We start from the raw sequence: 13,541 nt of genomic DNA, 5'->3' as shown, positions 1-13,541 counted from the left end.
TTTTTTTTTTTTTTTTTTTAAAGCAAAAGGCGGATTACGGTTTTGAGGGGGGTCTGGTGGGGTGGGAGAGGGTGAGGTGGGAGGTGCGTGCGGATGGCGGGTGGCGGTGACGTGCTCCTGCTCGTCGACGAGGACGGGCGGGTGGCCGAGTGGCGGCCCAAGGCCGAGGAGCTGTTCGGCCTGCCCGCCGACCGGGCCGTGGGACGGCCCGTCGCCGACCTCGTCCGCGCGCCCGGATCAGCCCTGGGCCAGAGCGAGCTGCTGGTCAGGCCGCTCCTGCGCGGTGCCTGCGTGATGTGGGAGGTACGCGCGGGCGGCGACGCCCTCGGGGTGCGGGACATGGCGCTGCTGAAGGTGATGTTCTCGCAGGCCCCGGTGGGTCTGCACGTCCTCGACGACCAGTTGCGCCTGGTGCGGATGAACAGCGCGACGCGGGCGCTGCACGATGCCGCGCTCAGCCCCGGGCGGCACTTCAGCGAGGTGTTCCAGCTGGACGACCCGGTGACGGAGGAGGAGGTCGCCCGGCGGGTGCTGGAGACCGGCGAGCCGGTGGTGAACCGCCTGGTGCGCGGCGCACTGGGCGAGGGCCGGCCGCACCGGCGCATGTACCTCACGTCCGTCTTCCGTCTGGAGGGCCCGCATGGCGAGGTGCTGGGGCTGGTGGCCGCGGCCTCCGACGTCACCGAGCGGCAGACGAGCCGCCGGCGGATGGCCGTCCTGGACGCGGTGCGCGAGCGGGTGGGGCAGCGGCTGGACGTCGTCGCGGTCTGCGAGGAGCTCGCGGAGACGGTGGTCCCGGCGTTCGCCGGGATCGTGGTGGTGGAGGTGGTGGAGGACGTCGTGCGCGGCGAGGTGCCGCCGCTGGTCCCCGTCGACCGCGACGTGCCGCTGCGCAGGGCCGCCTACCGCGGGAAGATCTCGGCGTACCCCGTGGGGGACGTCCGGCACCTGCCCTACGGCACCCCGTTCGCCCGCGTGCTGGCCGATCTGCAGCCGCGGCTCATCCACGTGGACGAGAACAGCATGTGGCTGGCGGCGGACCCCGCCCGGGCCGACGCGATCCGCCGGCAGAACGTGCACTCGCTGATCGTGGCGCCGCTGGCGGTGCGCGGTGAGGCGCTGGGCCTGGTCAGCTTCTACCGGCACGAGGACGAGGACCTCTTCGACGAGGAGGACGTCAGGCTGGCGCTGGACGTGTGCACCCACGCGGCGCTGTGCATCGAGAACGCCCGGCGCTTCACCCGCGAGCGCACCATCGCCGCGACCGTGCAGCGCCGGCTGCTGCCGCAGCGGCCGGCGCCGCGGATCGCGCTGGAGACGTCCCACCTCCACCTGCCGGGCGTGGAGGGCGGAGGGGCGTGGTTCGACGTGATCCCGCTGCCCGGGGCACGGACGGCGCTGGTCGCCGGTGACGTCAAGGGGCGGGGCGTCGAGGCCGCCACCACCATGGGGCAGTTGCGTACGGTGATCCACTCCCTGGCCGCGCTCGACCTGCAGCCCGAGGAACTGCTGGCCCGGCTGAGCGACACGGCGACCCGGCTGGCCGAGGAGCGGGCGGCGCTGCCGGCCGGGGACCCCCTGCACCGCGAGCCGCTGACCGCGGAGTGCGTCATCGCCGTCTACGACCCGCTCGACCTCACCTGCACGATCGCCCTCGCGGGCCACCCGCAGCCGATCGCCGTCTTCCCCGACGGCGCGATCGAGTCGCTGTCCGTCTCTGCCGGTCCGCTGCTGGCGGAGACGAGCAACACCCCTTTCTCCGCCGCCACGGTCGCGCTCCCCGAGCACACCACCCTGCTGTTCGGCACCTCCCCGCTGACGGACCTGCTCCACCCGGGCTCGGGAACGCTGCACGGCCTGCTGGAGCGGTACGGCCGGGGCCCGCTGCAGGAGCTGAGCGACGCCTTCGCGTACGCCATCAGGAACGGCAGCCAGCCCGGGGACCTGCTCATGCTGTTCGCCCGCACCCGGGGGTTCCCCGGCGACCGGGTGCTGACCTGCCCGCTGCCCAGCGACGCGGAGGCGGCGCCCATCGCGCGGTCGTTGGCGCGGCGCCGGCTGGCGCAGTGGGGGGTCGACGAGGAGACGGCCTTCACCACGGAGCTGATCGTCAGCGAACTGGTCGGCAACGCGGTGCGGTACGGGGCCCCTCCCCTGCAACTGCGGCTCGTGCTGGACGCCACGCTGACCTGCGAGGTCAGCGACGCGGGAGCCAGCGCGCCTCACTTGAAGCACGCCCGCACCCTGGACGAGAGCGGGCGCGGCCTGTTCATCGTCTCCCGCTGCGCCGACCAGTGGGGCACCCGCTACCACGGCGAGGGCAAGACCATCTGGGCCGAACAGTCCCTGCAGACCCCGGTCCCGCCCCTACGGGCCGCCTACGACGGCGCGGGGCCCTGATCACACGTGCGGAGGTGCGGGCGCCGACCGTTTCGCGAGGGAGCGCAAGGCGAGCGCCGCCGCCACCTCGGCCAGGCCGAGCAGCACGAGCCACAGCCCGACCAGCCGGGCCAGTGCGACCGCCGACTGCACGGGGAAGGCGAGCACGACGATCCCCGCGACGACGCCGAGCGCGGCCACGGCGAAGGCCATGCCCCGGTGCGGCATGTCCCGTCCCGCGACGGCGATGAAGCCCACGAGCAGGCCGGACACCAGCCAGTAGGCGCCGAGGACGAGGGAGAGCACGGCGGCGGTCTGCAGCGGGTGCCGCAGGCACAGCACCCCCGCGAGCACGGCGACCACCGCGACGATCACCGCCGTCACCCTACTGCCGCCGTCCCGGCGGGAGAACGCCGTGACGAAGTGGAAGACCCCCGTGACCAGCAGGTACAGGCCGATGACGACCGCCAGCACGTGCAGCGTCTCGTCCGGCCAGACGAGCACGGTCACCCCCGCCACGAGCGTCGCGAGGCCGAAGCCCAGGGACCATCCCCAGGAGCCCCCCAGCTTGCCGAGCACCTCGTCGGGGTCGGCCGGCCCTTGCGTCGTGGCGTGTCCGTACGGTGCGTTCATCGTGTCTCCCGGCGGTGCCCGCGGCGGCGGACGCCGCCGCGGGACGAAGGGCTGGGACGGCTCAGTGCAGGACCTTCTCCTTGAAGCGCTGGAACTCCTCCTCGGTCAGGTCGCCCCTGGCCTTGAGCTCCGAGAGCTTGGCGAGCGCGTCGACCCCGCCCGTCGCCGTGCCGGCGCCGCCCGCGGTCTCGCGGATGTAGTCGTCGAACGCCTTCTGGCGGGTGCGCGCCTGCTCCGCCTCGCGCTTGCCCATGCCCGAGCCGCGGAAGAGGAGGTAGGCGAGGATCCCGATGAAGGGGAGGACGAGCACGAAGAGCAGCCAGGCCGCCTTGGCCCATCCGTTCATGGTGTCGTCGCGGAAGACGTCCATCACGACGCGGACGATGAGGAAGATCCAGATCACCCACAGGAAGATCCACATCATCGTCCAGAACGCGCCCAGGACCGGGTAGTCGTAGGCCAGGTACATGTGACCGGTCATTTCCGTCTCCTCCTGGCGCCCGCCCCGTGCGGTTCCGGGGAGGGCGCGGGCCCGTGGCGGATGCCCGCCCGTGAAGCTGCGCGGTGGGCCGGGGTCAACCGTCCGACGCCGCCGCCTCCTTGGCCGGCTCCCGCGGTTCGCCCTCCTTGAGGCCGAGGGACAGCTGCCCGTCCTTGACGTCGGCGACGACCGTGTCCCCGGGGTTGATGGTGCCGTCGAGCAGCATGTTGGAGAGCCTGTTGTCGAGTTCGGTCTGGATGGTGCGGCGCAACGGCCGCGCCCCGAACTCCGGTTGGTAGCCCCGGTCGGCCAGCCACTCCTTGGCGGCCTGGGTGACCTCGAGGCCGACCTGCTGGGCGTGGAGCCTGCGGCGGCTGCGCTCCAGCAGGAGGTCGACGATCTGCACGAGGTCCGACCGGGTCAGCGCGTGGAAGACGATGATCTCGTCGATGCGGTTGAGGAACTCGGGCCGGAAATGCGCCTGGAGCTCGGCCATCAGGTCGTCCCTGATGTCGTCGACGGCCCCTTCGTGGTCGAGGATGTGCTTGGAGGCGATGTTGCTGGTCATGATGACCACGGTGTTCCGGAAGTCCACCGTGCGGCCCTGGGCGTCGGTGAGGCGCCCGTCGTCCAGCACCTGCAGCAGCAGGTTGAAGACGTCCGGGTGGGCCTTCTCGACCTCGTCGAACAGCACGACGCTGTACGGCTTGCGGCGCACCGCCTCGGTGAGCTGCCCGGCCTCCTCGTACCCGACGTAGCCGGGCGGGGAGCCGACGAGCCGGGAGACGGTGTGCTTCTCCTGGAACTCGCTCATGTCGAAGCGGATCATGCGTTCGGGGTCGCCGAAGAGGAGCTCGGCGAGCGCCTTGGCGAGTTCCGTCTTGCCGACGCCGGTCGGTCCGAGGAAGAGGAAGCTGCCGGTGGGCCGGTCGGGGTCGCCCATGCCGGCGCGGCCGCGGCGCACGGCCTGGGCGACGGCGTCGACCGCCTCGTCCTGGCCGATCACCCGCCGGTGGAGGTCCTCCTCCAGCTTCATCAGCCGCTCGCGTTCGGTCTCGTTCAGCTGGGAGACGGGGATGCCGGTGCGCGCGGACAGCACCTCGGCGATGTCCTCGGCCGTGACGCCGGGGGGCTGTTCCCGTTCCGCGGTGACCGCGGCGCGTTCGTTCTCCAGCTCCCGGATCCGCTCCTTGAGGCCGCCGGCGCGTTCGAAGTCCTCGGTGCTGACGGCCTCGTCCTTCTCGCGGCGGAGCTTGGTGAGGCGCTCCTCCAGCTCGTCGGACGGGCCCGGGCCGCCCAGGGAGCGCAGGCCCACGCGGGCGCCGGCCTGGTCCATGAGGTCGATCGCCTTGTCGGGCAGGAAGCGGTCGCTGACGTACCGGTCGGACAGGGCGGCCGCGGCGTCCAGTGCCTCGTCGGTGTAACGCACCTGGTGGTGCGCCTCGTAGGAGTCGCGCAGCCCGCGCAGAATCTCGACCGTCTCGTCGACGGAGGGCTCGGGGACCATCACGGGCTGGAAGCGGCGCTCGAGGGCGGCGTCCTTCTCGATGTACCTGCGGTACTCGTCGATGGTGGTGGCGCCGACCACGCTCAGGTCGCCGCGGGCCAGGGCGGGTTTGAGGATGTTCCCCGCGTCCATGGCGCCCTCGCCGCCCGCCCCGGCGCCGACGACGGTGTGGAGTTCGTCGATGAACAGGATGACGCTGCTCTTCGCCGCGGTGACCTCGTCGATCACCTTCTTCAGGCGTTCCTCGAACTCGCCCCGGTACTTGGAGCCGGCCACGAGTCCGGCCAGGTCGAGGCCGACCACCCTGCGGTCCCGGAGCGTCCTGGGCACCTCGCCGGCCACGACGCGCTGCGCGAGGCCCTCGACGATGGCGGTCTTGCCGACGCCGGGTTCACCGATGAGCACGGGGTTGTTCTTCGTCCGCCGGGACAGCACCTCGACGGTCTGCTCGATCTCCTCGCCCCGGCCGATCACCGGGTCCAGCCGTCCGGCGCGCGCCTCCTCGGTGAGGTCCCGGCCGTACTCGTCCAGGGTCGGGGTGTCGGTCGGCGCGGACCGGGGGCCGCCGCCCTTTCCGGCCAGGGCCGTGGGATCGGCGCCCTCGGAGCGCATCTCGAGGCCGGAGCGGGGGTCGTCCGCGAGCGCGGCGAGGATGTGCTCCGGGCCGATGTAGGAGGCGCCGGAGGCCTGGGAGCGCGCATGGGCGGCGAGCAGGGCGCGTTTCGCCGCCGGGGTCAGCGCCGGCTCCCCGCTGCCGGTGCCCGAGGGCAGGATCGCGCCCACGTCCTCGGCCAGCCGGTCGGGGTCCACACCCGCCTGCTCCAGCAGCTGCCTGCCCGCAGGTACGCGGGTGGCCGCCCACAGCAGGTGCTCGGTGTCGAGGTCGGCGCCGTCGGCGGCCGCCCGGCTCGCGGCGGCCGCCAGCAGTTCGTTCGAGGAGTCGCTGAGCAGGCGCCCGATGGGGACGCGCTGGACCGCGGGCGGCGATGCCGCGGGACTCATCCCGAAGAAGCGGTTGAAGAGGTCGGAGAACGGGTCGCCGGACCCGAAGGGGGAAGTCGTCACCTTGCCCACCCGTCCGGCGGGCCCACAACGGCTGAGTGGCGCCCGCCGTAGTCGATTTGCCCGTACTCCACCAGTGTTGGCCCGATCGGACGCGCGTGCCACCGGGGGTCCCGGCCGGTCACCGGACGCGGCGCGGCGCCGCCGCTCAGCCGGTCCGGGCCGCGGTCGCGGCGTCGCGGTGCGCCGGGGGCACCGGCAGCACGTCCGGCATCTCCCGGGCGGGGTTGCCGGCCCAGTGGGCCCCCGGCGGCATCTCCTCGCCCTTCATCAGGAAGGAGTCCGGCGCGAGGACCGCCTCGTCGCCCATCGTCACCCCGTAGTGCACGAGGGCGCCGACGCCGAGCGTGCAGCCGGCCCCGAGGGCGCTGTGGTCGGACTTGAAGGTCCCGTCCTCCTGGGAGTGGCACTGGATGCGGCTGCCCTCGTTGAGGACGCACTCGTCCCCGACGGCGACCAGGGAACGCTCCGGGAAGTAGCAGCCGTCGTCGAAGACCCGCCGGCCCACCCGGACGCCGAGCCAGCGCCAGATGACGCTCTTGAAGGGCGTGCCGTTGAATACCATGATCGCCTCGCTCACGCTCGTGACCTTCCAGTACCGCTCGTGCTGCCAGAAGGGGCGTTCGTAGATCGAGCAGTACAGCGGCCGCAGCCCGCGGAAGCCGGTGGCGATGCGTTCGGACAGCACCATGTCGGCGACCGTGAAGGCGAGCGTGAGGATGTTGGCGAGCGCGATCACCGACACCCCGAGCGCGTCGTAGAGGTCCGCGGCCACCGACACCACGAGCGCCACCCAGAAGAAGAACACCCACCGCGCGAGCAGGTGCAGCGCCATGGTGGAGACGTTGTGCTTGTTCTTGGCCGCCAGGCGCCGCCGGAAGGTCTCGCCGTCCTTGAGGTGGTCGAACTTGCTGTCGCGCAGGACGGACCGCGGGATCTCGAAGCTGGGCGAGCCCAGCAGGCCGACGCCCTCCCGCACCTTCCCGTCCACCGGGACCATGACCTTGGTCGCCAGGAGGCAATTGTCCCCCGTCCTGCCCTGCGACGGGTAGGCGACGTAGTTGCCGACGAAGTTGTGCGGCCCGATGCTGACGCGCGAGACGCAGAAGGACGAACTGGAGAAGTCGGCGTTGATGATCGACAGCCCGTCGGCCACCATCGTCCCCCGGCCGACGGCGCTGAGGAACGGGTTGTCCTGCTTCATGATCGTGCCGAAGTTCGACCCGGTCTGCTCCACGTGGGAGAGCCGGTAGCCCAGGCCGCCGAGGTAGTGGACGATGGCCGAGCTGTCGCCGAACAGGGTCTTGAAGAAACGCCGGTTGGTCAGGAAGCCGATGGTCCGGTGCATCCCGTACCGGAAGCCGAACAGGGGGTAGACCGTGTCCGGCCGGACGGCGCGGTTCAGCACGCGCGGGACCGTCACCGTGAACAGCAGGCCGAGCACCACCGCGCCGAAGAACAGGGCGACCGAGGTGACCAGGGCGTCGGAGTAGAACGACCAGGTCGTCAGCGCCCTGGGGTCCGGCTCCAGGAGCGAGGCGAACTGCGGCACGGCGGCGAACAGCAGCACCGAGCCGGCGACGGCCAGCGGCACGTAGACCAGGACCGCTCCCAGCAGCTGCGAGAGGGAGTAGCCCGCCCTGCGCGCGGTGCCGCAGCGGGCCGGGCCGACGGCCCGGTAGTCGACCTCGGCGGGCTGGGCGGGGGAGCCGTGCCAGTGCTCGCCGTCGGGGACGCGCTGGCCGGCGTGGAGCGAGGAGGCGTGCCCGAGCTGGGTGCCGTCGCCCATGACCGTGTCGATGTCGATCACCGTCACCTCGCCGACCAGCACGTCCTTGCCGAGCGTAACGGGGCCGCTCCGGATCACCCCGGACTCGGCGCGGTAACAGGAGAAGAACACGTCCTTGCGGATCACCGTGTCGTCGCCGATGGTGAGCAGGTCGGTGCAGACCGGCACGCGCCGTGACAGGACGGTGACCCGGCGTCCGATCTTCGCGCCGAGTGCCCGAAGGTAGAGCGTGTACAGCGGCGACCCGTGGAAGAACACCAGCGGATCCGACCGGATGAGGGTCTTGACGCACCAGAAGCGCAGGTAGGACAGGCTCCAGATGCGGATCTGCCGGGGCCGCCACCGGCCGACGAGCACCCACTTGGCGACGATCGGGAGCACGCACACCGCGACGAAGGTCATGCTGCCGAAGGCGATCGCCCGCAGGTAGGTGTCGACCAGGCCGGAGGCTCCGGCGATCCAGTCCACGCCCTTGGTGAGGACGAGCGCGGCCCCGAAGGAGTACGCCACGAAGAAGGCCAACTGCAGCGTCGCGCACAGCACGTAGTGGGGGGTGCCGGACGGCGGGCCCACCGCCGGCCGAGGCACCGCGGCGCGCGACGGGTCGGCGCCGGTGTACCCGTTCACACCGGGCGCGGAGGGGGCGGGCGCCGCGGCGGAAGCGGCGGGGGCGGCCGGTGCGGCCTCCTCGAGGGCGGCCGCCAGGCTGCGGACGGTGGGGTGGCGGTAGATCTCCTTCATCGACACCGACGGCGCGTCCGGCCGTTTCCTCAGCCGTGCGCAGAAGTGGGCCATCACCAGGGAGTCGGCGCCCAGGTCCTCGAAGAAGTGGCTGTCGACGCGGACCTGCTCGACGTGGACGACGCCGGCCAGGGTCTCCGCGAGGATCCTTTCCGTGCAGGTCCGCGGACCGGCACGATCACCTCCGGCGGCTGAAGCTTCATCCTGGTCGCGCCGACCGGCTTCGGCTGATTTGTCCACCATGTGATCCCCTGAGGGTCTACGACCATCCGCGTCCCAGCGGCCCGCTGCCACGAGGGGTCGTGGGCGCCTGTCCGGCCGTACGGGAAGAAGTCGTCTCCTTGCAGTCTCGAACGTCCGGCGCCGGGGCGCCAACCGCCGGGCCCGCGGCCGCCGGAGCGGTCACCGTGCGTAGGGCGGGCGCGCGCCGCGGAACCCCCGCCCGGGCCGCGGTCCTGACCCGTGGCCCGTGCGACAGGCCACCGTCGCGGGCGCGTGCCACGATGTGCGGGTGAGCGCGTTCTCGTCACTGCGGGCAACGGGGCAGACTCCGCGCCGCCCCGGCGTGACCACTCCGCGCCTGCGGTTCCTGCGCACCGAGACGGCGGGCGCCGGTTTCCTGCTGGCCGCCACGGTCGTCGCCCTGGCCTGGGCCAACCTGGCGCCGGGCAACTACGAGTCGGTGTGGCACACCCATCTGTCGCTCACGCTGGGTTCACGGGGGGTGTCGCTCGACCTGCGGGAGTGGATCAACAGCGGGCTGATGACGCTGTTCTTCTTCATCGTGGGCCTGGAGGCCCGCCGGGAGTTCGACCTCGGCGAGTTCCGCGAGCGGACCCGGATCACCCTGCCGACCATGGCCGGACTCGCCGGGATGCTCGTACCGCTCGGCCTCTACCTCGCCTTCACCCACGGCACCCCCGAAGCGCGCGGCTGGGGCACCGTGATCTCCACCGACACCGCGTTCGCCCTCGGGATGTACGCCCTGCTGGGCCGCAGACTCCCCGCGGCCACCCGGGCGTTCATCCTGACCGCGTCCGTCGTCGACGACTTCATCGCGCTCGCCGTGATCGCGTTCGCGTACACCAGCGGCATCTCGTGGCCCGAACTGTTCGTCGCCATCGGCCTCTTCGCCGTCGGGATCGGGGCGGCCAACTCCATCGTGCGGACCTGCGGCGAGTTCCGCGGCGCCGCCTACGCGCTGACCGGCGTGGCGGTGTGGTTCGCCCTGCTCGGCTCCGGGGTGGACCCGGTCGTGACGGGGCTGGCGCTCGGTCTCATGGCCTGCGATCACCCGGCGCGCGGCGCCGACCTGCGCCGGGCCAGCACGCTCTACCTGCGTTTCAGGGAGCAGCCCACACCCGCACTGGAGCGCAGCGCCCGGCGGGGTCTGGCGCTGTCGGTCTCGCTCAACTCCCGGCTGCAGGAGCTCTTCCGGCCCTGGACCAGCTATCTCATCGTCCCCGCCTTCGCCCTGGCCAACGCCGGCATCACCATCGACGCACGGCAGTTGGCGGCCGCGTTCACCTCCCCCGTCACCCTCGGCATCGTCGTCGCGTACGTGGTGGGCAAACCGCTCGGGATCGTGGGCGCCTCCGCGCTGACCACCCGGCTCAGCCGCGGCCGGCTGCGCCCGGCGGTCGGCTGGGGAGCGGTGACGGCCGGCGGCACCATCTCCGGCATCGGCTTCACCATCGCCCTCCTCATCGCGGACCGCGCGTTCCAGGGCGGACGGCTCGCCGAGGCGAAGGTCGGCATCCTCGCCGCGGTGGTCCTCTCCTTCCTGCTCACCTGGTGCGTCACGCTCGTCCTGAACCGGCTGCCCCGGGCGGTGCGCCGGCGGGCGCTGCTCGGCAAGTCGCAGCAACTGGAGGACCTGGCCGTCCCCGTGGACCCGGAGCGCGACCACGTCCGCGGCCCGCACGACGCCCTGGTCACCGTCGTCGAGTACGGCGACTTCGAGTGCCCCTACTGCGGCGAGGCGGAGCCCGTCATCCGCGACCTGCTCGCCGACTTCGGCGATGTCCGTTACGTGTGGCGCCACCTGCCGCTCGCCGACGTGCACCCCCACGCCGTCCAGGCCGCCCGCGCCACGGAGGCCGCCGCCGAGCAGGACCGCTTCTGGGAGATGCACGACCAGATCTTCGCCCACCCCCAGTCGCTCGACTCGCGGGGACTCGAACGGCTGGCCACGGCGATCGGGCTCGACATCGAGCGCTTCCGGCGCGACGTCGAGACCCGCTCCGTCGCGGTCCGGGTCGCCGAGGACGCCGAGTCCGCGGACCTGAGCAATGTGTCGGGGACCCCGACGTTCTTCATCAACGGCCGCCGTCACTACCGCGCGTACGACATCGAGAGCCTCTCGGCCGGGGTCCGCGGCGCGCTGGAGCGCGCGAAGGCGGCCCTCCACCACTGACGCCCCGCGGGCACTGTCGTACCGGGCCCGTAGGCTCCCGGTACCGCAAGCACGAACCGGGAGGGGGCCCCATGGACGAGACGGCGGTCGCCGACCTCGAGGCCCTCGCCACCGGACTGGCGGACCCCGACGCGGACCTCGACGCCCTCCACGTGCTGGAGGGGCGGGTGCTCGCCGCCCGCGACGCGGCCCTCGTCCCGGCGCTGGAGGCCCACCTCGCGGCCGTGGTGGAGGCGCGGGGCTGGTACGCACGCGCCGTACTCGCCGGGATCCTCGTGCACACGGCGGGCCGTGCCTCGCTGCCGGCACTGCTGCGCGCCCACGCCCCGGACCTCGGGGACGACCAGGACTCCCTCACGGCGCAGCTGACCCGCCTCGCCGAGGAGGACCCCGCCTCCGCCCGCGCGCTGCTGCTCCCCTGGACCCTCGATCCGGACCCGGAACTGCGGCGGACGGCGTTCTGGCTGCTCGGCTACGTCCGGCACGCGTCCGACGTCGAACGGCTCGCGCGGGCCGCCGCGGACCCGGACGAGGGCGTCCGCCGCGCGGTGGCGGGGGCGCTGACCGGGCATTGCGGGACCGATCCGCGGGCCGCCGACGTCCTGACCGGGCTGCTCTGCGACGACGCCGGTTGATCAGCCGGGCCGGAGGGCCGGGGCGGCGCACGGGGGAACACGAACCTGCCGGGCACCGCCGGACCGCGCGCGCAGTGGCCCGCGGCGCACCCGGTGTTACGTTGGTCAGTGCTCCAGGGTTGTGGAAACCGCCCGCGGCACCCCGTCGGGCAGTCGTCCGGAACCGCGCCCGCCCCCGACCGGCGCTCCCCGTCACCTGGCCGGACGCGGCCCGGTGACCTGCCGGACGGCGCGCGGCGTGGTAGGAATCGGGCAGGGGTCCGGTGGCGAGTGGAGCACGCGTGATCCGGGTATTGGTGGTCGACGACGAGGCCCTGATCCGTACGGGCTTCCAGCGCATCCTCGACGCGGCGGACGACATCGAGGTCGTGGGTGCGGTGCCCGGCGGGCAGGCGATCCGTACGGCGCAGGACGCCCAGCCCGACGTCGTCCTGCTGGACATCAGGATGCCCGACGTGGACGGGCTCACCGTCCTGGCCGGGCTCCGTCGGCTGCCGCAGCCTCCGGTGGTGGCGATGCTGACGACCTTCGACATGGACGAGTACGTGACCACGGCGCTCCGCTCGGGCGCGGCCGGTTTCCTGCTGAAGGACACCGACCCCGAGGAACTGCCCTTCCTGGTGCGAACCCTGGCCGACGGCGGCGCCGTGCTGTCGTCCAAGGTCACCCGGACGGTCGTGGACGGCTACCTTGGCGCGGGCCCGCAGGAGTCGGCGGCCCGCGGCGTGGCCCGGCTGACCGAGCGCGAGCGCGCCGTCCTCCTCCTGGTCGCCGAGGGCCTGTCGAACGCGGACATCGCCGGGCGGATGCACCTGGGGACGGGCACGGTGAAGGACCATGTGAGCGCCATCCTGACCAAGCTGCAGGTGGGCAGCCGGGTGCAGGCCGCGCTGCTCGCGGAGCGCGCGGGGCTGCTCAAGCGGCCGCAGGACGGTGAGGGCGGATGAGGTTCCGGCGTCCGACACCCGTGGTGGTGGACCTCGTCGTCGTCGCGGTCGCGCTGTTCGACATCTGGGTCAACGTCGACCCGGAGGAGCCGGTGCGCCTCGGGTGCGCCCTCGGCGGCGCCGTCGCCCTGATGCTGCGCCGGCGTCTGCCGCTGATCACCTTCGTCCTGGCGCTGCCTGCCGTGCTGGTCTCGGACGCCGCCTTCGCCACGCTGGCCGCGCTCTACACCCTCGCCTCGCTCTCCCAGCGCCGGTGGCTGCTGGCCGGCTGCGCGCTGGCCTTCACGATCGCCGACATGGCGCCGTGGCCCGCGCCGAAGTTCGACCTGTCCGAGCCCTCGACCCTGATCACCCTGAGCTACACCGCCGCGACGGCCGCCGCACCGGTCTTCCTGGGCCAGCTCGTGCAGGCCCGGCGGGACCTGTCGCTGCGGCTCACCGAGATCTCGGAGGCCCGTGACCACGAGCGGCTGCTCACCGCGCAGACCGTACTGGCCAAGGAACGCGCCCAGCTCGCGCGGGAGATGCACGACGTGGTCTCCCACCAGGTCAGCCTGATCGCCGTACGGGCCGGGGCGCTCCAGGTCGGCACGCAGGACGCCGAGGTCAAGGAGGCCGCGGCGACGATCCGGCGGCTGAGCGTGCAGACCCTGGACGAGCTGCGGCACATGGTGAGCGTGCTGCGCGCGGCCGGCGGCCGGCCCACGGAACTGACCCCGCAGCCCTCCCTCGCGGACCTGGAACGGCTGGTGAGCGGCAGCGGCATCGAGGCCGAGCTGCAGCCGGACCTGCCGGACGGGCTGCCGCCGACGGTGCAGCGCGCGGTGTACCGCACCGTCCAGGAGGCGCTGACCAATGTGCGCAAGCACGCGCCCGGGGCCTCCGCACGGGTCCGGATCCACCGCCAGGACGGCACCGTCCGGGTCACCGTCACCAACACCGCCCCCACCC

General features: G+C 72.7%; 9 protein-coding genes. 5 read left to right on the top strand and 4 right to left on the bottom strand.

Annotation, left to right across the window (positions count from 1 at the left end; genetic code table 11):
• The first annotated feature begins 93 nt into the window (after positions 1–93).
• Entirely contained in the window at positions 94–2,400 is a 2,307-nt protein-coding gene (locus PV341_RS37665; protein ID WP_500329061.1) for a SpoIIE family protein phosphatase, read from the top strand.
• Here the strand turns inward: PV341_RS37665 and PV341_RS37660 are convergent, their stop codons facing one another.
• The 4 genes from PV341_RS37660 to PV341_RS37645 form a co-directional block, all read right to left on the bottom strand.
• Positions 2,401–3,012 carry an HdeD family acid-resistance protein gene (locus tag PV341_RS37660; protein WP_500329062.1) on the bottom strand — a complete coding sequence of 204 codons (612 nt, stop codon included), beginning with the start codon at positions 3,010–3,012 and terminating at the stop codon, positions 2,401–2,403.
• A gap of 61 nt (positions 3,013–3,073) precedes the next feature.
• Positions 3,074–3,493, bottom strand: a complete 420-nt coding sequence (locus PV341_RS37655; RefSeq protein ID WP_500360165.1) for an SHOCT domain-containing protein — start codon at positions 3,491–3,493, stop codon at positions 3,074–3,076.
• A gap of 94 nt (positions 3,494–3,587) precedes the next feature.
• A complete protein-coding gene (locus tag PV341_RS37650) occupies positions 3,588–6,065 on the bottom strand; it encodes an ATP-dependent Clp protease ATP-binding subunit (protein WP_500360164.1) in 2,478 nt (825 codons plus the stop codon).
• Between the two features lie 145 nt (positions 6,066–6,210).
• A complete protein-coding gene (locus PV341_RS37645; protein ID WP_500360163.1) occupies positions 6,211–8,835 on the bottom strand; it encodes a Pls/PosA family non-ribosomal peptide synthetase in 2,625 nt (874 codons plus the stop codon).
• A 268-nt stretch (positions 8,836–9,103) separates the two neighbouring features.
• On the opposite strand from PV341_RS37645, the gene PV341_RS37640 reads away from it, so the two are divergent.
• The 4 genes from PV341_RS37640 to PV341_RS37625 all read left to right on the top strand — a co-directional run.
• A complete protein-coding gene (locus PV341_RS37640; protein WP_500360162.1) occupies positions 9,104–11,008 on the top strand; it encodes a Na+/H+ antiporter NhaA in 1,905 nt (634 codons plus the stop codon).
• A 71-nt stretch (positions 11,009–11,079) separates the two neighbouring features.
• Positions 11,080–11,643: a HEAT repeat domain-containing protein gene (locus tag PV341_RS37635; RefSeq protein ID WP_500360161.1), complete on the top strand. Its 564-nt coding sequence runs from the start codon at positions 11,080–11,082 to the stop codon at positions 11,641–11,643.
• Positions 11,644–11,924: 281 nt separating this feature from the next.
• Positions 11,925–12,590: a response regulator gene (locus tag PV341_RS37630; protein ID WP_499514378.1), complete on the top strand. Its 666-nt coding sequence runs from the start codon at positions 11,925–11,927 to the stop codon at positions 12,588–12,590.
• On the top strand, positions 12,587–13,541 hold a 955-nt coding region (locus PV341_RS37625), incomplete at its 3' end, for a sensor histidine kinase (RefSeq protein ID WP_500360160.1). The genes PV341_RS37630 and PV341_RS37625, both read left to right, overlap by 4 nt.

The sequence above is a fragment of the Streptomyces sp. PA03-1a genome (assembly GCF_033792805.1).
Taxonomy (GTDB): Bacteria; Actinomycetota; Actinomycetes; order Streptomycetales; family Streptomycetaceae; genus Actinacidiphila.
The sequence above is the reverse complement of the archived record's forward strand: the minus strand, read 5'-3'. Positions and strand labels throughout refer to the sequence as shown.

Bases quoted from the DNA above. Each gene is read 5' to 3' on its own strand.
- PV341_RS37665 (WP_500329061.1), top strand. From the start codon at position 94: ATGGCGGGTGGCGGTGACGTGCTCCTGCTCGTCGACGAGGACGGGCGG.
- PV341_RS37660 (WP_500329062.1), bottom strand. From the start codon at position 3,012: ATGAACGCACCGTACGGACACGCCACGACGCAAGGGCCGGCCGACCCC.
- PV341_RS37655 (WP_500360165.1), bottom strand. From the start codon at position 3,493: ATGACCGGTCACATGTACCTGGCCTACGACTACCCGGTCCTGGGCGCG.
- PV341_RS37645 (WP_500360163.1), bottom strand. From the start codon at position 8,835: ATGGTGGACAAATCAGCCGAAGCCGGTCGGCGCGACCAGGATGAAGCT.
- PV341_RS37635 (WP_500360161.1), top strand. From the start codon at position 11,080: ATGGACGAGACGGCGGTCGCCGACCTCGAGGCCCTCGCCACCGGACTG.